Raw genomic sequence first — 20,510 nt, 5'->3', positions numbered from 1 at the left:
ACAAACTTTGTTCATTATTCCCGCCAATGCCAGTACATTTGAAACTCCAGTTCATTACTATCAATAACAACAAAGTCGTGACGTAAATATAACTGCTTCGCAGGATTTTTTAATAACACGTTTAAAGTTATGGCAAGATTTTTTTCTTCGGCTTTGCGCTTAACTAACTCAAGGACACGGCTACCTATACCTAAACTTTGATATTGCGGTAATAACTGAAATTGTCTCAAATGAATTTTATCGGAAAACAAACCTAATTTTAATAATCCAATAGCATTGTTTTGGTATGAAATAATGTGTGAATCAGAAAAAAACTCATCAATTCTCAATAGATGTGAATTGTCATCGAGATAAATTCCAGCACTGTGCAAATGCTTATCCATCGTTTCTTTTCGCAATGCTAAAAGAAACGCTCTATCAAATACCATTGCTCGACGAAAACTAATAATCGCAGATTGCTTCTGGCTAACACTATCTAGCACTTTATTTATTGGTGACATCGAGCACGGGTAGTTAATCAATTAATGATACTACTATAGCAAGTTGATTAATGAGGTAAACCCTAAATAACTCCTTTGAAATATAAAAGTATTACTGGAAGTTACCGCATAAAATCTACCATTGAGCGCGGTAAGCTTGATCGATCAGCAAAAATAGCGGCAATATAGCGTATAAACTAAAATTGGACTCCAACATGACCTTCAATAAATCACTTATTGTTATCTCTATTTCAGCGGTACTAACAGTTGCCTGCAGTAATGAGACCACTACACAAGTTGTTAAAGGCGATAATGCACTTTCAATGTCGTCTACTTCAGCACAACTAAATAGCACAGTTAGCGTTTCTCAAGCGGCAAATGAGCTATTTGACACTATTTTTATGGAAGGTGTTAATCGTAATCCTGTCAGACAAACCTATCTTGGTATTAAAACGGACTATGATAAATGGCAAGACCTTTCAGAACAAAACAGTGCTAAGGAACTCGCTTTTGCAAAACAAGCTCTGCAACGTATCCAAGTTATTGACGTAAAAAAACTTGATAAGCAAACAACGTTAAGTTACCAACTACTTTCTCAAAAATTAGAACAACAAATTGCTGATTATCCTTGGCGCCACCATAATTACCCTGTTAACCAAATGTTTGGCGTGCATTCACAAATACCGGCATTACTGATCAACCAACATAGTATTAAAGACACTAAACAAGCTCATGATTATATTGCCAGGGTAAAAAACTCAAAAGTGTTACTTGAGCAGTTAGTAGACCAACTTAAAATAAGAGCAGATAAAGGTATTATTGCGCCAAAATTTGTTTTTGCTCATGTTATCCGTGATTCGAAAAATTTAACGCTTGGCGCGCCTTTTGATGATGGCGCGGATAGTACTTTATATGCTGATTTCACAAAAAAGCTTGCGCTGTTAGAACTTTCAGAACAAGACAAACTATCGCTAACAGCTGAATTATCATCGGCTTTAACCACTGAGTTTAAAGCCGGTTATCAACAATTAGTTAGTTACTTAATTGAGCTTGAGAAAAAAGCTGACAATATTGATGGTGCGTGGAAATTCCCACAAGGTGATGAATTTTATAATAATGCCTTAAAACGTACTACCACAACTGAATTAACCGCTGATGAGATTCATAACATTGGTTTAGGCGAAGTTGCACGCATCCACGATGAAATGCGCGTTATCATGAAAAAAGTGGGTTTTAAAGGTTCATTAAATGAGTTCTTCCAATTTATGCGCCATGACCCACAGTTTTATTATGCCGCAGATGATGCAGGTCGCGAGCGTTATTTAACTGAAGCAACGACGATAATTAACACCATGAAAGGTGAATTGGATCAGCTATTTATCACCAAACCTAAAGCTGATTTAAAAGTTAAAAAAGTAGAAGCGTTTAGAGAAAAATCAGCGGGTAAAGCATTTTACCAACAACCTGCACCAGATGGTTCACGCCCAGGTATTTACTACGCTAACCTCTACGACATGGCAGCAATGCCAACTTACCAAATGGAAGCACTGGCATACCATGAAGGCATTCCTGGTCATCATATGCAAATAGCGTTAAAACAAGAGCTAGAAGGCATTCCAAAGTTTAGAAAATTTGGTGGTTATACCGCTTATAGTGAAGGCTGGGGTTTATACTCAGAAATGATCCCGAAAGAAATTGGCTTTTATCAAGACCCTTATTCTGACTTTGGCCGCTTGGCAATGGAATTATGGCGCGCTTGTCGCTTAGTGGTTGATACTGGTATTCATAATAAAAAATGGGATTTAGCGCAAGGTATCGAGTATTACGTTAGCAATACGCCAAATGCTAAGTCTGATGCGATAAAAATGGTCGAGCGCCATGTCGTTATGCCATCGCAAGCGACAGCTTATAAAATTGGTATGTTGAAGATTGTTCAGCTGCGAGCAAAAGCAAAGCAACAATTAGGTGACAAGTTCGATATTCGCCAGTTCCATGATGTTGTGTTAACAAATGGTGCCGTGCCGCTTAACGTGCTTGAAAATATGGTTAATGACTATATCGCTGATAATAGCTAAAATGATCCAACAGTAAGTATTATCATTTGTTCACCTTATCATCAGTTAACGTGATAATGTGTTTAAAATAGAAAACTTTACAAACGCCAAATGCATAAGCCTTTGGCGTTTTATTTTATCTGCTGTCAAATAAAGCATCATCGGAGCATTATACTCAGTCAAGGCTTTAAAAACCCACAAGGAATGAGAATGGAGCTAAAAGTTATCCCAATTGTACAAGTGGTCATTGCCATGTTACTAATGGCACTAGTGCAACACTTTCTACCGACGTTAAACTATAGCGATATTATTAACCCAAAAATCAACTTAACATTGATAACGCTATTAGTGTTTATTGCTATATTAATCGGATTTTTTGCCATTTATAGCTTTCGAAAACACCGAACAACTGTCAACCCGAGTAAACCTGAAACCTCATCTCAGGTGGTTGATAGTGGTATTTATCAATACTCTAGAAACCCGATGTATTTGGCGATGCTTTTAGCATTACTGGCTTATGCTTTTTATCTTGAAAACTTCTTAGCTTTTCTGATTTGCGGGCTTTTTGTTTGGTATATTGGTAAATATCAAATTACACCTGAAGAACGTATGTTAACGAAGTTGTTTGGACCAGACTACGACAACTATAAAAACAGCGTGCGTCGTTGGTTATAGCCAAAGTTAAGTTAAGTTAAGTTAAGTTAACTAAGCACTTACCATACAATATCGGGAAACGTTATTGATTCCCTTACTGAACGCCTAAATACAAAAAAGCACTAAACAGCAATATGGCTGTTTAGTGCTTTTTTAACAAATTGAGATAATTATTCGCTAAGCAGTTTTCTGGCTTAGCCGCTTATTAAAGTTATGCTTTCTTTAAATAGCCTGCAACTAACACAATACGCGTGCCATTAACTTTACCTTCAATATGCTCGGGATTATCGGTTAAGCTGATACCACGTACCATAGTGCCTTGCTTGGCGGTAAAGTTAGCGCCTTTAACTTTTAAGTCTTTAATCAGAGTAACATTATCGCCATCTTGCAATTCTGCGCCATTACTATCGCGAGTTGGCCCTTCTCGCTCAGCGGCGGCAATACCCTGCTCTGCCCAAGTTTTCACAGCGTCTTCTAAGTAGATCATATCAAGAGCATCTTGCGCCCAGCTTTCAGCTGATAATTTATGCAACATACGATACGCCACTACTTGCACTACAGGTTCTTGATTCCACATAGCGTCTGTTAAACAACGCATATGATTAATATCAAGCGCTGTATTGCCTTCAACCTGCCCTAAGCATGTATCACACAAGTAAATACTTTGCTGGGCACTTAAGTCACTCGTTGGTGGTACAGGAAATACCGATAAGTTGTCAGGTGAAATACATAGTTCACAGCTATTATTACTGCGTGCTTTTAAAGCATTTTCAGTAGGCATAAAAGGTTCTCCTTAAATTTTTGCGCTATTATGCTCCTAATTGACCGATTTAAAAAGTGCAGATTTTTAGCAAGGAAGAATTAATACCGATAAATATTTATGTAATGAAGGGATTTTAAAAGGGACATACAAGCTTTGCTACCGACAATACGCAATAGTAGCAAAGCTATTAGGCCGAACTTAATCTAAATTTTTAGTAATATGGTGCGAAGCAGCTGCAGTGAAAACAACATCTGTTGAGCTATTTAATGCTGTTTCTGCTGAGTCTTGAATTACGCCAATAATAAAACCTATCGCTACCACTTGCATTGCAATATCGGTATTGATGCCAAACAAGCCACAAGCCAATGGAATAAGTAGTAATGAACCACCGGCAACACCAGAGGCACCACAAGCAGATACCGCCGCAACTACACTCAATAAAATGGCGGTCGCAAAATCGACTTCAATATTTAAGGTGTTCGCCGCCGCAAGTGTTAATACGGTAATAGTAATAGCAGCGCCTGCCATATTGATGGTGGCACCTAATGGGATAGACACAGAGTATGTATCTTCATGCAGATCAAGTTTTTCACATAACTCCATATTTACTGGAATATTTGCTGCAGAACTACGTGTAAAGAATGCCGTAATACCTGATTCTTTTAAACACGTTAGCACTAACGGATAAGGATTTTTACGCATAATAAAAAAAACGATTAACGGGTTAACTATCAGGGCAATAATAAGCATTGAGCCTAAAAGCACTAACACTAAATGACTAAACTCACCTAAGGTGTCAAAGCCTGTTGTAGCAACAGTATTAGCGACTAAGCCCATAATACCTAATGGCGCAAAACGAATAACTAATTTAACAACACTGGAAATAGCTTCGGCAAAATCATGCACCATGACTTTAGTTGATTCGCTGCCCTTTTTCAACGCGAAACCTAAACCTAAGCCCCAAGCTAAAATACCAATAAAATTCCCGGTAATAACAGCATTGAAAGGATTATCAACAATTTTAAATGCCAGTGTTGTTAATACTTCACCTAAACCTTGTGGCGGGTTAGCGCTAGCACCAACAATATCTAAGGTTAATTGCACAGGAAACATAAAGCTTAACGCGACCGCGACTAATGCAGCACTTATTGTGCCTATTAAATACAATCCAACAATAGGCTTTAAGTTAGCTTCGCTATTAGGTTTTTGGTTCGCAATAGACGAGGCTACTAACACTAAGACCAAAATAGGTGCAACGGCTTTTAATGCATTGACAAATAAACTGCCAAGTATCGAAAATGATTTGGCAATTTCAGGGGAAATAAGCGCTAAAACAATCCCAAATACAATAGCAATAATGATTTGGTTTACAATATTAATTGATTTTAGTTTGCTAAAAAATGAATGCTTTTCTGAAGTATTTTCTAATGTCATAGTTTTTCTTATTTAGTTATTGTTTTTATGAATATGAATACAATTTTTTGTTTACGGCCTAAGAGTGCGATTTATATTTACGACAATGTTACGTCAAAGTTTTTTACCACTTATTCACCAACACTGTCTAGTTTATTCGTTACATGGATGCTTTATGCAGACAGTTCACCATCCCATGAAATAAAATACCCTAAATTTTCATTATCCGCTAAATAGTCCTTACAAACAAAATGTCCAGCTACCGCGATAAGTTCATTATCATAAAATATAAAAGGCAATCGTTTTCTCTGCCATGGCGGTATTTCAAGCTCTTGTAATACTTTCTTTAAAGCGCGTGAATGTTCTCGGTATTGCGGTAAGCACTTTGGATTTTCGTGAGAAAAACAAACAGTGACTAATTGATTAATATTAGGTTTTTTAATGGCTGCTTGCCAATGGCTTTTAGCTTTATCATTACTTAATAAAGTTGAAAAACTCAAAGTACCCAATTCATCAGGCAGATCGACATTTAATGTTTTTTCATCCGCTAGACATTCCAAATTTACACTTTGTTGCCATAACGAAATATCCTGATAGATACGGGTTAAGTGCACCTCACCTTTGAAGCGTCTAAAACAGCAATTAGCAAGCTGTATGACTGGCGATTTATCAACATCTGCATTAAGTTGCAGGCATATTTGCTTTAATTGCTGACGTGTTGGCATTAAAAAATTATGGCGAGATAAAAAATAGCGTAAAAGATTTTTAACTCGGGGTTCACTCAGCTTATTTAAGTTAGGAATAGATAACTTATAAGATGAAAGCTGGCAATCAACTAAATCTTGCTGTGCTAATTCATCGAGTAGTTGTTGCGCTTCATAACAGTGTTCGGCACTTCGGGCTATGGTATTATTGATACTCGTCCAACGTTCATTCAATTTAGGTAAAATCTGATGACGTAAAAAGTTTCGATCATAGTGTTCATCAGTATTAGACTCATCTTCAATCCAACTTAGCTGATGTTCATTTGCGTAATCCATTATATCGGCACGTGAAATTGGTAACAGCGGACGAGCCAATTTGTGTTGTGCTAATGTCGAACTTGCTAGCATTGCCGATAAGCCTTTTAAACCTGAACCACGCTTTAATGCCAGTAAAAATGTTTCTGCTTGATCATTAAGATGATGGCCGGTAACAATAATGGCCGGCTCTGCACTTGCTTGTATTAAAACCTGATAACGCGCATCTCGTGCCATCGCTTCTAAGCTTTGCTGTGACAGTTTTTTTAAATTTAACTTGTGGGTTATGAGTGGCAGAGAAAAGCTATCGCATTGCTGTTGTGCAAAAGCTTGCCATGCATCGGCATGAGGACTTAATCCGTGATTAACATGACAAACAACAATAGTATTAGCCAGTTGTCCTTGCTGTTTTAATTTCGCTAGCGCAACCAGTAGCACTTGGGAATCAACACCGCCGCTATAGGCAATAACAATAGTTTTATCTGGTGTGTTTTTAAAAAACTGCACCAACGCTGATTCAATTATATTCACAGTTCCAAAAACATTAGGTAAAGGTCTTGTTGAGAGGGTTATATTTGTGTGGACAATAAAAAGCGACCTATAAAGGTCGCTTATTTTGAACTTAACAGTAACCGAATGACATTAACTTATCGTAACGACTTTCAATTAATTCCTCGCTTGAAAGTTTATCAAGCTCAGCAAGATCAGATTTTAATGCTTGCTTGAGAAATGCCGCCATTTGATCCATATCACGATGAGCACCACCTAAAGGTTCTTCAACGATACTATCGATAAGGCCTAACTCTTTGATGCGTTTTGCCGTAATCCCCATCGCCTCTGCTGCTGTTGGTGCTTTCTCAGCAGTTTTCCACAAGATAGAGGCACAACCTTCAGGAGATATAACAGAATAAGTTGAATATTGCAGCATATTCACTTTATCGCCAACACCAATAGCCAGTGCGCCACCAGAGCCACCCTCACCAATTACCGTACAAATAATAGGCACATTTAAGCGTGACATCACTTTTAAGTTTGTAGCAATAGCTTCACTTTGGCCACGTTCTTCTGCGCCAATACCAGGATATGCGCCGGGGGTGTCAATAAAAGTAATAATTGGCATGTTAAAACGTTCTGCCATTTTCATTAAACGTAAGGCTTTGCGGTAACCTTCAGGACGAGGCATACCGAAATTACGTTTAACTTTTTCATTAGTTGAACGGCCTTTTTGATGACCAATTATCATCACTGGTCTGCCATCTAAACGCGCAGTACCACCAACAATAGCTCTATCATCGGCATAAGCTCTATCGCCAGCGAGTTCATCGAACTCAGTAAAAATACGTGGCAAATAATCTAGAGTATATGGGCGCTGAGGATGACGTGCAACTCGTGCCGTTTGCCAAGGGTCTAAGCCAGAGAAAATCTTTCTAGTTAGCTCGTTATTTTTATCTCGCAACTGAGAAATTTGATCTTCTAAATCAAGATCAAGTTCTTGGCCATTGTTGACCAGTTGCAATTCTTCAATTTTCGCTTCAAGTTCCGCAATTGGAAGCTCAAAATCTAAAAAATTTAATGACATATGATTATTCTTACCTATGTTGTCTTTGAGTACCGTTATTAATAAACGCTACCTATTTAAATTTTAACTCGACTTGCTCTTCACCCAATAGGGTTTTCAAATCGTATAATAGCATGTCGCTTGGCGATACGCGCCACTGTACCCCTAACTCTAGCATACCTTGCGCTTCATCTCGTTGATAAAAAACGCGAATTGGGCAAATACCATCTTTATAAGGCGTTAGTACCTGTGTAAATTGTTCGATAAATTGTCCCGAAAGCTGATTTTTATCGATTTGTAAATCCAATGAAGTGACATAATTTTCACGTGCATCTGCAATAGTCATTATGTCTCTAGCGGTCATTGTAATACCTCCAGAGTAATCATCAAAGCTGACCTGTCCGCTACAAACCAAAATTGCATCAGATATGAGCAGTTCTGCGAACCTATCGTAGTCGTCTGGGAATAAACGTATGTCCATTCGAGCGCTTTTGTCATCAAGTGTTACCAATGCCCAGCGACGACCACGTTTATTGACTAACACCCTTACAGCCAGTACCAAACCTACCGCTACAGTAGTTTTATCTTTATTAGTGGGCTGTAAACTCACTAAACGCCCCGTTGCATAACGTTTAATTTCACTTAAATAACGATTTATCGGATGGCCCGTTAAATATAACCCTAATGTTTCTTTTTCGCCATCAAGCCATCGTTGCTCTGGCCATTTAGCGACCTCTTTATAGGCTTGTCTATTATCTTCTGGCTCTTCGTTGATTAAGCCAAATAAATCATTTTGACCAATTGCTTGTGCTTTAGCATGTTGTTCAGCAGCTTTTAACGCTTCAGGTAAAGACTCAAACAATGCTGCCCGATGTGGACCAGCTTTGGCATTAGGCCCAATCGAATCCATGGCACCAGACTTAATTAATTTTTCTAACACCCGCTTATTGATTTTCTTCAGATCAACCCGAGCACAAAAATCGAATAAATCGATAAACTCACCGTCACTTTCACGGGCAGCGATGATTGCTTCTATCGGGCCTTCACCAACACCTTTAACTGCGCCAATACCATAAATAATTTGATCGTCATCATTAACCGTAAATTTATATTGCCCGCGATTAACATCCGGTGGTAATAAATCAAGTCCCATATTGCCGCATTCATCAACTAAGGTGACAATTTTATCAGTGTTATCCATGTCCGCTGACATTACCGCCGCCATAAAAGGTGCAGGAAAATGGGTTTTCATCCACAGCGTTTGATAAGACACTAAGGCATAAGCAGCAGAATGCGATTTATTAAAACCATAACCAGCAAATTTTTCAACCAAATCAAAAATTTTAATGGCTAGCTCGCCATCAACACCGCGACCCACAGCGCCAGCTTCGAAGCCCTCACGCTGCTTAGCCATTTCTTCTGGCTTTTTCTTACCCATGGCACGACGTAACATATCGGCGCCACCCAGCGAATACCCCGCTAGTACCTGCGCAATTTGCATAACCTGTTCTTGATATAGAATAATACCGTATGTCGGTTCAAGGATTGGTTTTAAGTCAAGATGCTGCCAAGTTGCATCAGGGTAACTAATGGCTTCACGCCCATGTTTACGTTCAATAAAGTTATCAACCATGCCCGATTGTAGAGGCCCTGGTCTAAACAGCGCCACCAAGGCGATAATATCTTCAAAGCAATCAGGTTTAAGTTTTGCTATCAGCGATTTCATACCGCTGGACTCAAGTTGGAAAACTGCGGTTGTTTCCGATTTTAATAATACTTTAAAACTGGCTTTATCTTCGAGATCAATCGTGGCTAGATTAATCGGCTCTTCACCCTGCTTAAGCAGTTTGGCATCAGCCATTTCAATGGCCCACTGCAAAATGGTTAACGTACGAAGTCCAAGAAAATCAAACTTAACTAAACCAGCATCTTCAACGTCATTTTTATCAAATTGCGTTACCGGATTTTTACCTTCTTCATCACAATAAAGTGGTGCAAAATCGGTGATCGTGGTAGGAGAAATAACCACACCACCGGCATGTTTACCGGCATTTCGTGTTGTGCCTTCTAAAATTCGGCACATATCAATCAGATCTTTTACGTCACTGTCTTGGGCATAAATCTCAGGTAACTTTGGCTCTTCTTCGAAGGCTTTCGCTAAAGTCATACCCGGTGTTGGTGGGATCAATTTTGAAATACGGTCAACAAAACCATAAGGATGACCCAACACTCGGCCTACATCACGAATTACCGCTTTGGCTGCCATGGTACCGAAGGTAATGATTTGCGATACCGCATCTCGGCCATATAATTCAGCAACGTGATCAATAACTTCATCACGCCTGTCCATGCAAAAATCAATATCAAAATCAGGCATCGAGACACGTTCAGGGTTTAGAAAACGCTCAAAAAGTAAATCGTATTCTAGTGGATCAAGATCGGTAATCTTTTGTGCATAAGCCACCAATGAACCTGCTCCTGAACCACGTCCAGGGCCTACAGGAATATTATTGTCTTTACTCCACTGAATAAACTCCATTACGATTAGGAAATAACCCGGGAAGCCCATGTTATTAACAACTTTTAGCTCTATGGCTAAACGCTCATCGTAAGGTTTACGTTTTTCTGCATAATCAGGCGCGTTTTTATCAAATATAAACTCTAATCTTTCTTCTAAACCTTCTTCTGAAACTTTGACTAAATAGTCTTCTATCGATAAGCCTTCGGTAGGGAAATCTGGTAATACATATTCACCAAGGCGTACAGTAACATTACATCTCTTTGCTATTTCTACTGAGTTTGCGAGGGCTTCAGGAATATCAGCAAAAAGCGCTACCATCTCCTCTTCACTGCGAAGATATTGTTCTTTAGAATACTTTTTCGGGCGGCGTTTATCATCTAAAGTAAAGCCGTCATGTATGGCCACACGTATTTCATGAGCGTCAAAATCATCAGGACTTAAAAACATCACCTCATTAGTGGCAACCACAGGAAGATCATGGCGAGACGCAAGTTCTACAGCAAGATGGAGATAGTTTTCTTCATCATTACGACCGGTTCTGATGAGTTCGATGTAATAGCAGTTTGGAAAATATTGCAGATAAAACTCGAGCATTTCATCAACAAATTCACCGTTACCTTTTAACAAGGCTTTACCGACGTCGCCTTCACGGCCACCAGAAAGTAAAATTAAGCCTTCTGCTCGCTCAATTAACCAATCTCGGTCTAGTACCGCTTTACCTTGAATATGACCACGTAAATAAGCTTTGGAAATTAATTCAGTTAAATTTTTATATCCCACATTACTGGTTGCTAAAACAACTAACCGTGATAATTCATCTTCGAGCGCGTCGCTTTTAACCCAAAAGTCACATCCAATAATCGGCTTTAATCCTGCACCATGTGCAGCATGGTAGTATTTAACTAAACCACATAAATTTGTTTGGTCGGTTAATGCCATCGCAGGCATATTCAACTCAGCTGCTCTAGCAACGATTGGCTTAACTTTTTTTAGGCCGTCTGACATCGAATAATCACTGTGTATTCTTAAATGAATAAACTTAGGATCATTTCCTGTTGTAACGACACTAGAATCAGCGACGGACGTTGTGGTTATTGTGGACTCGGATTCAGACATCTAGTGCTCTAATTATTTTTATTATGCGTTGCTGCATTAGCGAGTACATTGGCGACAGGTTTGAAACTTCTACGATAGCAGTCAAGTACCCCATGCTCGATGATTCTTTCTAAATGTGCTTTTGTTGGATAGCCTTTATGTTGTGCAAAACCATAATAAGGATAAAGTTTGTCTAATGCGATCATCTCATCGTCTCTGACCACTTTAGCTAAAATAGACGCTGCACTAATTTCCGATACGCGCGCATCACCTTTCACCACACTTTGACTGGCAATATTACCGGTTTCAAAGGCAAATATTGGGCAACGGTTACCATCAACCAACACATAATCGGGTGTCACAGTTAATCCTTGTACTGCACGTTGCATAGCCAACATGGTGGCATGAAGAATATTAAGGCTATCAATTTCTTCTGGAGACGCTCGGCCAATCGACCAAGCGATAGCACGTTGCTTAATTTCTATCGACAAGTGCTGTCTTTTCTTTTCTGAAAGCTTTTTTGAGTCCATTAATCCTTCAATTGGATTATCCGGGTCTAATATAACTGCGGCAGTAACAACATCACCGACTAAAGGCCCGCGACCTACTTCGTCAACACCTGCAATACAATAGGCAACGGGATATTCAAAAGGCGGAAAAACTTTTTTAACAGCAGGCATAATTACTCTGGTTCAATATTATAATAAGTCGATAACAGCTTTAGCTGCTTGCTCACTGGCATTTTGCTTAAGCATTAAATGAATATCAGTATAGGCTTGATTTAATGCTGACTGATCTTCAAACAAGCGCTCTTCAATTAACGGAAGAATATTTTCTACACTAACCTCTGATTGCAGTAATTCAGGTACTAAGCTTTTATTTGCTAGTAAGTTCGGCAATGAAAACCACTTCAATTTCACAAAACCTTTAAACATATAATAGGTCAGCGGATTAAACTTATAACAAATCACCATAGGGCGTTTTACTAAGGCCGCTTCTAAAGTAACTGTGCCTGATGCCGTCAATAAGCAATCACTGGCAGCCATCACTTGTTGAGTTTTACCAACAATAATGCTAACAGGAAGATCTGGCGCTATTTTTTGATGTAGTTGATTAAATTGCTGTGCTCTTTTATCACTGATCATAGGCACAACAAAAATCAGCTCAATGGAATTGGCTTGCTCACTAGCTAATAATTTTTTTGCTGTTTGTAAAAAAGGCTCAACCAGTCGTGAAAGTTCTCCTCCACGGCTACCGGGCATCAGTGCAAGAATTTTTGCTGACTCAGACAAACCTAAGGCTTTTCGTGCCATAAGCTTATCGGAAACCAGTGGAATATCGTCAGCAAGCGAGTGGCCAACGAAAGTACAAGGTATTTGGTGTTTATCATAAAACGCTTTTTCAAACGGTAATAACGATAAAACCATATTAGTTGCTTTGGCAATTTTGAAAACGCGCTTTTCACGCCAAGCCCAAACCGATGGGCTAACATAATGTACGGTTTTTATTGTTTGCGCTTTTAACTTAGCTTCTAAGGCTATATTAAAGTCAGGTGCGTCAATACCGATAAAAACATTAGGCTTATTGGCAATAAAGTAATCACTTAATGACTTACGAATATGTAACAAACGACGCAGTCGGCCTAGCACTTCAAAAACGCCCATGACCGACAGTTCTTCCATGTCGAATAAATTTTCAAAGCCCAACGCAAGCATTTTAGGGCCACCAATGCCGATAAATTTGGCCTCTGGATGACTCAGTAGAAGTTGTTGCATCAAACCGGCACCTAAGGTGTCGCCGGAGTGCTCGCCAACCACTATAGCGAATGTAACTGCTGATTTATTCATAGTTTGACTAGTTGATAAATTATTGTTCAATAAAGGTTATTAATTCTCTGCCATCACCAGATAATTATCGGATAATACCGCGGCTAGAATGTTTAATAAAGTCAGTAAATAAAGTCAACTCCGCCATATAATCATCCCCTTCAGCAATCTTATTCATTGCTTCATCAACGGTTAAGCCTTGGCGATAAACTGCTTTATAAGCACGTTTAATATGCAAAATAACATTTTTATCAAAACCTCGACGTTTTAACCCTTCACTGTTTAACCCAAAAGGTTTTGCCGGTTGACCTGAAGCCATGACATAAGGCGGTACATCTTTTAATATGAGTGAATTGGCCGCAACAAAACAATGCGCGCCAATATGACAAAACTGATGCACACCTGCCATACCACCGATAATGACATGGTCACCAACATGAACATGACCTGCGATTGAGGCACCATTTGCTAAAATACAATTACTGCCCACTATACAGTCATGAGCTACATGAGTGTAAGCCATAAATAAGTTATTGCTGCCAATTTTAGTCAAGCTATTATCTTGAATTGTTCCGCGATGTACGGTGCAGTTTTCGCGGAAGATATTATTGTCACCAATCACTAACTCAGTTAATTCACCGGCATATTTCAAATCTTGACAATCTTCACCAATTGAAGCGAATTGAAAAATTCGATTGCCTTTGCCAATGATGGTTGGGCCATTTATAACAACGTGTGAGCTAATATGACAATTATCACCAATGACAACATTGGCTGCTATATGCGTCCATGGGCCAATTTTGACATTTTTGCCAATAATCGCGCCATCTTCGATAATAGCTTGAGGGTGAATCAATGCAGTTGAATTCAACATATTATAATGCTCTTCTTGCGCACATTAAGTCAGCAGAGCAAACAACTTTGCCATCAACTCTCGCTTCGCCGTAAAATTTCCACATACCACGTCGCTCTTTAATAAGTTCTAGATGCAAATGCATAGTATCGCCGGGGTGAACAGGCTTTTTAAATTTTGCTTTGTCTATAGAGGCAAACAAAAACAACTCGCCCTCGCCTTTATCTGCAACAGATTTAAAGCCAAGAATACCGCTAGCCTGCGCAAGAGCTTCGAGAATGAGTACGCCAGGGAAGATAGAATAGTTTGGAAAGTGCCCCATAAATGCGGGTTCGTTCACCGTAACGTTTTTAATCGCATGGATTGATTTCCCTGGCGTGTAATCAAGTACACGATCGACTAATAAAAATGGGTAACGGTGTGGAATAATTGTTTTAATTTCTTCAACATCGATAATATTATTTTGCGATTCCAAAATTTTTTCCTCTATTTACTTAACTATGTTCATAACCATGATGTCATAGTGCTAGCTTCTTGAAGCTAATTCTTTTTCTACAGTGCTTAATCGTTTCGTTATCGATTCAAGCTTTCTGATCCTAGCATTGCTTTTATGCCAATCTTTGTTTGGTTGGCAAGGCATACCAGATGAATATACCCCTGACTCAGATATCGATTTTGTTACCATGCTCATGCCAGTAAACACACAACCATCAGCGATGTTAATATGTCCATTTATGCCAACTAGACCTGCAATAACGCAATTTTTTCCAATTTCTGTACTGCCAGCAATAACACTACATGCCGCCATAGCTGTATTCTCACCGATTACAACATTATGAGCAATCTGTATTTGATTATCTAAAATAACACCATTATTAATAATGGTGTTACCTAAAGCGCCACGATCTATTGTGGTACTGGCGCCAATCTCGACATTATCGCCTATAACTACCGTGCCTAGTTGCGGTATTTTAACCCAATTCCCTTGGTTATTTGCATAACCAAAACCATCAGAACCAATAACAGAATTGGCGTGTACAGCGCAATTATCGCCAATAATCACGCCATGATAAACACTAACATTAGACCAAATGGTAGAATTAGTGCCTATTTGAGCAGCAATGCCAATAAAAGTACCAGCACCTATACTAACGCCGTCTGAAAGATTAACACCGGCTTCTATTACCGCATTAGCGCCTATAGTTACATTCTTGCCAATAATTGCTCCATCATCAATAACTGCACTAGCATGAATGCTATTAGCAGGTTTAGGTGTTGTATCTAGTAACTGAGCAACGAGGGCATAGCCCATGTAAGGGTTCGCCATGACTAAAGCATTAGTTGTACATTTTTCTGCTTCAGCCTCAGTTACAATAACTGCACTTGCTTTAGTCGAAGCTAATTGATCACTGTATTTACTGTTGGCTAAAAAAGCGATTTGTCCGGATGAAGCTGCAGCTAAGGTGGCAATACTTAATATTTCACATTGACCGTCTCCTTGAACAACAGCCCCTATTTTTTCAGCAATGTTTGCGAGAGTGTAACTCATAAGAATAAACTTCTTTTAAATGTGCTCTAAAGTATAATTTTAAAGTATGGGCTTAAAGAAAAACGTTAACCAGCAAAAGGCTAAACGCAATATTCCGAATCAAATGATTCGGAATATTAAATAGACGAGAAAGCACAGAATAAAAACTTAGATGAGTTTTTATTCAATCTGCCTGAAAATAAATTATTATTTCAGTTTGCTAACTTGCTTAACCACTTCTTCAGTGATCGTACTGTCTGGTTTTGAGTATACAACTGCACTTTTCTCAAGCACTAAATCATAATCGCCTTTAACTGCAATATTATCAATCGCTTGGCGAACTAAACCGATAATTTTGTTAGTTTCTTCATTTTTTCTAGCACCAGTGCTCTGTTGAAAAGCTTTTCCTTTGGTTTGGTAATCTTGAAAAAGCACACCAATTTTGGCTTCTAATTCTTCAATATCTTTAGCACTCATTAAAGAACCGTCGCGCTTACGCTTTTCTTGAAGATATTTAATATCTTGCTCAAGTTGTGCAAGCACAGCTTTTTCGTCTTTAAACTCTTCTTCTAAGCTTTTCATTACTGCCGCAGTTTGTGGAATTTTACCCATAATTTCTTGGAAATTTACCACAGCAATTTTTTGATCTGCTGCCATAGCTGAACTTGCTAAAATATACCCTGATGCCGCTGTAGCGATTGCGATAGTTCTAATCAAATTTTTCAATTTTTACTCCTAAAATATTTTCAAATATATTTATATTATTTTGTTATGCGGTAGTTATACCGTCTCAGTTAATTTGGTTCAAGCCTATTTATTTAAAGGATGCTTAATTTAAACAATTAATAACCTTTATTTAAGTAAACCTTAAAATGTTTGCCCGATATTGAAGCTAAAGAATTCAGTATCATCACCTTCAACTTCTTTCAAAGTTTTGGCAAAACTAAAAATCATAGGTCCCATTGGCGATATCCATTGTACCGATAATCCTGCAGACGCTCGGTAACGCCCAGCATCGGAATAGTCTGCAATTTTTTCACGTTCTACGCTATTCAAATCTTTATAGTCATCTAAATTAAATTCAGTATCCCAAACATTACCTGCATCGATAAATATACTTGAGCGAACACTATTGCTGAAGCCTTCATCTAAAAATGGTGTTGGTACAATAAGTTCAAGTCCCGCAATTGCTATGGCATTACCACCAACAGAACGTCTCGACGTTTGAATAAAATCATGATCTGGTCCTAAACAACAACCACCACCAGCGCCAACTGAATCAGGAGTGCCAGGAATTGAAGTGGGTCTACGATAAATGGCACGTGGACCTACAATATTAGCCTCAAAGCCTCTTAAAGTCCCTGAGCCACCCGCTCTAAAGTTTTCCCAAAATGGTAACACTTGGTCGTTACCTTCTACAGAACCATAACCGTTACCATAACCTAACTGAAATTTAGCTAAAACGGTCCAACGTTGGTCGCGTGTTAACGGGAAATACCACTTAGTATCTAAGTTAACTTTAAAGTAATTTACATCTGAATTAGGTGTAGTCATCTTGTAAGATAAACTTTGTTGCGAACCGTCAGTAGGAAATGTACCGCGATTCAGCGTTGAGCGCATTATAGCCGCATTCAGATCAAAGTTTTCAAAACTCAAACCACCATCCGGATCATTAGGATCTGAATATAATTCATAAAACTTCTGAATTTGTTCGTAAGTTTCTAGGCGAGTAATGCCATTATTTTTGTAGCCTACACCAAAACTCAAGCGTACATACTCGTTAACAGGAAAACCTAAAGTTAGGCCTGCACCATAAGTTTTATTATTATACTCAACGAGGTTGGCATTACCTGCATCAAATTCTTGATAGAAAATATTGCCACCTAACGATACTCCGTCAACGGTAAAGTATGGGTCGGTGAATGAAACATTAGCACTTTTTGAATAGCTTGAAGTATTAATGCTAAAACCTAAGCGATTACCTGTACCCAAAAAGTTATTTTGCTGTATACCGGCATTCAAACTTAACTGTGTTTGTGAGCCATAACCAATACCTGCGGTAAATGAACCCGACGGCTGTTCTTTGACTTCAAAGTCAATATTAACGAGGTCGTCTTCACCGGGTAATTGATTGGTTTCAAACTCAACAGTTTCCATGTAAGGCAAACGTTGTAACCAAGCTTTTGAGCCTTCAACTAAGCTATTAGATAACCAAGCACCTTCCATTTGACGCATTTCTCGGCGTAAAACATGCTCAGCGGTAACATTGTTACCTTTAAAGTTAATACGATTAACATAAACGCGCTTACCCGGGTCGATTGACAAGACCAATTTTACGGTTTTGTTTTCTTCATCGATTTCTGGAATAGTAACCACTTTGGGATAAGCATAACCATAACGACCTAAAAACTTGCTAACGAGTTCTTCTGAATAAGTCACAAGAGCACCATTATAAAGCTCATCAGTTCTAATTGGCGTAATGGCGCGAATAGTTTTATCAAAACCGGCCATATCACCTATAAAATCAACTTCGCTAACCGTATAAACCTCACCTTCAGTGACATTAAGCGTAATGTATACCGCTTCTTTATTTGGTGTCATTGACACTTGCGTTGAATCAACTTTATATTGCAAATAACCTCGATCGAGATAATAGCTTTTAATGGTTTCCATATCGCCTTGCAAAGTTTGCTTTTGATAGCGATCTTGCGCCATAAAATCCCACCAAGGAGAATCATAAGTTAGCTCAATTCGCTCTAGCAGCTCAGCATCTGAAAACTTTTCATTGCCGACGATATTAATTTGCTCTATCGCGGCGGCATCACCTTCTTTAAAAACAAAGTCGATGTTAACGCGGTTACGCGGCAAGTGCGTAACATTTGCTTTAACATCAGCGTTGTATTTACCAACACTGTGATAAAAGTCTTCTAAACCGACCTCAATACCTGAGATAACGGTCATATCAAGCGTTTCACCAACGCGAATATCACTGCTATCTAAGCTTTCAGTTAATTGCTCTTCTTTTAGATCTTTATTACCATCAAAGGTAATAGCACTAATCGTTGCTCTTTCTCGAACACGATAAATAACGGTGTTAGCATCTCTTGACACCACAATGTCACTAAAGTGCCCAGATTTATAAAGTGCCTTAATCGATTGTGATACCCGAAACTCGTTTAAGTTATCACCAACATTGAATGGGATATGCGTTAATGCTGCCCCTAGCGCGACACGCTGTAGACCTTTAACTTGAATATCTTCTACTTGAAAATCGTCAGCGGCATGCGCTGATGTTCCCAAACTACCTAATAATACCGCCAGGGCAAGTTTTTTAATAATCATAAAATATTAACTTTATATACTTCTTTTAGTTATAATCGCGATAAATCGTTAAATATGGCGATACTCATTAAGCTTAGTAGCGCTATAGTACCAAATTTAAAACCTATTTCTTGTATTTTTTCTGGTACGGGTTTCCCCGTTAAAAGCTCGATAAAATAATAAAATAAGTGTCCACCATCTAAAACAGGTAAAGGTAAAAGGTTAATTATGCCTAGGTTGATACTAATTAAGGCTAAGAAGCCTAAAAAGTAAACAAAGCCATAATCTGCACTATTCCCTGCACCTTGTGCAATAGATATCGGGCCACTTAAATTTTTAACCGATACGTCACCGGTAATTAACTTACCAATCATATCAAAACTTAAAATCACTAAATTCCACGTTTTTAATACACTTTGTTCAAGTGCAGTTATAGGACCATAAGCTTGATCAAATAAATATTCTTCTGGATAGGGTTCAGATATTGGCTGTACGCCCAAATATCCAATAACCTTATCCTGTAACTTTCTCGACTCAGGTTGTACATTAAGGGTAAGTTCTTTGCCATTTCGCAACACCCTTACCTGAATATTTTTTTCTGGATACCGTTTAATTTCATCAGAAAACGTCTGCCACTTGCCATTGATGTTTGCATCCTCAATCGACAGTAACTCATCGCCAACTTTAAAACCTGCTTTCTCTGCTGGACTGCCTTCTGCGACAACGGCTAACTTTGCTTGCACCTTAGCTCGATATGGCATGAAGCCTAGACTCGCCATAGAAGATTCTTTTTCCGGGGAAAAGGCCCAGTTTTGCGTGTTTAATGTAAAGTCTTGGGTGGATGTTCTACCAACTGACTTTACCGTAAAGGTAATTTTTTCGTCGCCTATTGCACTGACCAACGCTAAATTAACATCTTGCCAATCTAAGGTTTTTTGCCCAGAAATAGCCATTATTTCACTATTTTTAGGTAGTTCTGCTTCTGCAGCAATAGAGCCAACAATAACCTCGCCAATAATCGGCTTAACGCTTGGCACACCGATTAAAAACATTAAGTAAAAAGCGACGATGGCAAAAGCAAAGTTAGCAAAGGGCCCAGCCGCGATTATAGCAATACGTTGATAAACTGACTTAGCATTGAATGTACGACTTATTTGCGCTTCAGTTACATCATCGACTCGACTATCAAGCATTTTAACGTAACCACCTAGTGGTATCATAGCGATAACAAATTCGGTGCCATGGCGATCATACTTACGCCAAATGGCTTTACCAAAACCAATGGAAAAACGCTCGACTTGCACACCATTTTTGCGTGCAACCCAAAAATGACCATATTCATGAACGGTAATTAAAATACCTAATGCAACGACAAATGACCCAAGATTCCAAATAAACTCTATCATGCTACTACTCTATAATTGCT

General features: G+C 38.7%; 16 protein-coding genes. 2 read left to right on the top strand and 14 right to left on the bottom strand.

Going from position 1 to position 20,510, the window contains the following annotated elements; translation table 11 throughout:
• Window positions 1–14: 14 nt before the first annotated feature.
• A complete protein-coding gene (locus H4J38_RS11745; protein ID WP_259365504.1) occupies window positions 15–500 on the bottom strand; it encodes a GNAT family N-acetyltransferase in 486 nt (161 codons plus the stop codon).
• A gap of 194 nt (window positions 501–694) precedes the next feature.
• On the opposite strand from H4J38_RS11745, the gene H4J38_RS11740 reads away from it, so the two are divergent.
• Window positions 695–2,554, top strand: coding sequence for a DUF885 family protein (locus H4J38_RS11740; protein ID WP_182131978.1), 1,860 nt, complete (start codon window positions 695–697; stop codon window positions 2,552–2,554).
• Window positions 2,555–2,743: 189 nt separating this feature from the next.
• Window positions 2,744–3,208 (top strand): isoprenylcysteine carboxylmethyltransferase family protein, encoded by a 465-nt coding sequence (locus tag H4J38_RS11735; RefSeq protein WP_182131977.1) that lies wholly within the window; start codon window positions 2,744–2,746, stop codon window positions 3,206–3,208.
• Window positions 3,209–3,398: 190 nt separating this feature from the next.
• Here H4J38_RS11735 and H4J38_RS11730 read toward each other — a convergent pair whose 3' ends face one another.
• The 13 genes from H4J38_RS11730 to rseP form a co-directional block, all read right to left on the bottom strand.
• Complete coding sequence (locus tag H4J38_RS11730) at window positions 3,399–3,968, bottom strand: PhnA domain-containing protein (protein WP_182131976.1); 570 nt, start codon at window positions 3,966–3,968, stop codon at window positions 3,399–3,401.
• Between the two features lie 180 nt (window positions 3,969–4,148).
• Window positions 4,149–5,384: a serine/threonine transporter SstT gene (sstT, locus tag H4J38_RS11725; RefSeq protein WP_182131975.1), complete on the bottom strand. Its 1,236-nt coding sequence runs from the start codon at window positions 5,382–5,384 to the stop codon at window positions 4,149–4,151.
• Between the two features lie 152 nt (window positions 5,385–5,536).
• Entirely contained in the window at window positions 5,537–6,913 is a 1,377-nt protein-coding gene (gene tilS, locus H4J38_RS11720; RefSeq protein ID WP_182131974.1) for a tRNA lysidine(34) synthetase TilS, read from the bottom strand.
• Window positions 6,914–7,004: 91 nt separating this feature from the next.
• A complete protein-coding gene (gene accA, locus H4J38_RS11715) occupies window positions 7,005–7,961 on the bottom strand; it encodes an acetyl-CoA carboxylase carboxyl transferase subunit alpha (protein WP_182131973.1) in 957 nt (318 codons plus the stop codon).
• 52 nt (window positions 7,962–8,013) lie between these two features.
• Window positions 8,014–11,577: a DNA polymerase III subunit alpha gene (gene dnaE, locus H4J38_RS11710; protein ID WP_182131972.1), complete on the bottom strand. Its 3,564-nt coding sequence runs from the start codon at window positions 11,575–11,577 to the stop codon at window positions 8,014–8,016.
• A gap of 8 nt (window positions 11,578–11,585) precedes the next feature.
• A complete protein-coding gene (gene rnhB, locus H4J38_RS11705; RefSeq protein ID WP_182131971.1) occupies window positions 11,586–12,236 on the bottom strand; it encodes a ribonuclease HII in 651 nt (216 codons plus the stop codon).
• 18 nt (window positions 12,237–12,254) lie between these two features.
• Window positions 12,255–13,403, bottom strand: coding sequence for a lipid-A-disaccharide synthase (lpxB, locus tag H4J38_RS11700; RefSeq protein ID WP_182131970.1), 1,149 nt, complete (start codon window positions 13,401–13,403; stop codon window positions 12,255–12,257).
• Between the two features lie 64 nt (window positions 13,404–13,467).
• The gene (gene lpxA / locus H4J38_RS11695) at window positions 13,468–14,256 is read right to left on the bottom strand and encodes an acyl-ACP--UDP-N-acetylglucosamine O-acyltransferase (RefSeq protein ID WP_182131969.1); all 789 of its coding nucleotides are present in this window, start codon (window positions 14,254–14,256) and stop codon (window positions 13,468–13,470) included.
• 1 nt (window position 14,257) lies between these two features.
• On the bottom strand, window positions 14,258–14,710 hold the full coding sequence (gene fabZ, locus H4J38_RS11690) for a 3-hydroxyacyl-ACP dehydratase FabZ (protein WP_182131968.1): 453 nt from the start codon (window positions 14,708–14,710) through the stop codon (window positions 14,258–14,260).
• 51 nt (window positions 14,711–14,761) lie between these two features.
• Complete coding sequence (gene lpxD, locus H4J38_RS11685; RefSeq protein WP_182131967.1) at window positions 14,762–15,784, bottom strand: UDP-3-O-(3-hydroxymyristoyl)glucosamine N-acyltransferase; 1,023 nt, start codon at window positions 15,782–15,784, stop codon at window positions 14,762–14,764.
• A 186-nt stretch (window positions 15,785–15,970) separates the two neighbouring features.
• Window positions 15,971–16,489: an OmpH family outer membrane protein gene (locus H4J38_RS11680; protein ID WP_182131966.1), complete on the bottom strand. Its 519-nt coding sequence runs from the start codon at window positions 16,487–16,489 to the stop codon at window positions 15,971–15,973.
• 141 nt (window positions 16,490–16,630) lie between these two features.
• The gene (gene bamA / locus H4J38_RS11675; RefSeq protein ID WP_182131965.1) at window positions 16,631–19,105 is read right to left on the bottom strand and encodes an outer membrane protein assembly factor BamA; all 2,475 of its coding nucleotides are present in this window, start codon (window positions 19,103–19,105) and stop codon (window positions 16,631–16,633) included.
• Between the two features lie 29 nt (window positions 19,106–19,134).
• Window positions 19,135–20,490 (bottom strand): sigma E protease regulator RseP, encoded by a 1,356-nt coding sequence (gene rseP, locus H4J38_RS11670; protein ID WP_182131964.1) that lies wholly within the window; start codon window positions 20,488–20,490, stop codon window positions 19,135–19,137.
• Window positions 20,491–20,510: the final 20 nt, after the last annotated feature.

It is taken from the genome of Colwellia sp. BRX10-3 (assembly GCF_014077505.1).
Classification (GTDB): domain Bacteria; phylum Pseudomonadota; class Gammaproteobacteria; order Enterobacterales; family Alteromonadaceae; genus Cognaticolwellia.
Note: the sequence above shows the minus strand (reverse complement) of the source record. Positions and strands in the feature narration are given on the sequence as shown.

Excerpts from the sequence above, each read along its gene's own strand:
- H4J38_RS11745 (WP_259365504.1), bottom strand. The coding sequence starts at position 500 with ATGTCACCAATAAATAAAGTGCTAGATAGTGTTAGCCAGAAGCAATCT.
- H4J38_RS11740 (WP_182131978.1), top strand. The coding sequence starts at position 695 with ATGACCTTCAATAAATCACTTATTGTTATCTCTATTTCAGCGGTACTA.
- H4J38_RS11735 (WP_182131977.1), top strand. The coding sequence starts at position 2,744 with ATGGAGCTAAAAGTTATCCCAATTGTACAAGTGGTCATTGCCATGTTA.
- H4J38_RS11730 (WP_182131976.1), bottom strand. The coding sequence starts at position 3,968 with ATGCCTACTGAAAATGCTTTAAAAGCACGCAGTAATAATAGCTGTGAA.
- sstT (WP_182131975.1), bottom strand. The coding sequence starts at position 5,384 with ATGACATTAGAAAATACTTCAGAAAAGCATTCATTTTTTAGCAAACTA.
- accA (WP_182131973.1), bottom strand. The coding sequence starts at position 7,961 with ATGTCATTAAATTTTTTAGATTTTGAGCTTCCAATTGCGGAACTTGAA.
- dnaE (WP_182131972.1), bottom strand. The coding sequence starts at position 11,577 with ATGTCTGAATCCGAGTCCACAATAACCACAACGTCCGTCGCTGATTCT.
- rnhB (WP_182131971.1), bottom strand. The coding sequence starts at position 12,236 with ATGCCTGCTGTTAAAAAAGTTTTTCCGCCTTTTGAATATCCCGTTGCC.
- lpxB (WP_182131970.1), bottom strand. The coding sequence starts at position 13,403 with ATGAATAAATCAGCAGTTACATTCGCTATAGTGGTTGGCGAGCACTCC.
- lpxA (WP_182131969.1), bottom strand. The coding sequence starts at position 14,256 with ATGTTGAATTCAACTGCATTGATTCACCCTCAAGCTATTATCGAAGAT.
- lpxD (WP_182131967.1), bottom strand. The coding sequence starts at position 15,784 with ATGAGTTACACTCTCGCAAACATTGCTGAAAAAATAGGGGCTGTTGTT.
- bamA (WP_182131965.1), bottom strand. The coding sequence starts at position 19,105 with ATGATTATTAAAAAACTTGCCCTGGCGGTATTATTAGGTAGTTTGGGA.
- rseP (WP_182131964.1), bottom strand. The coding sequence starts at position 20,490 with ATGATAGAGTTTATTTGGAATCTTGGGTCATTTGTCGTTGCATTAGGT.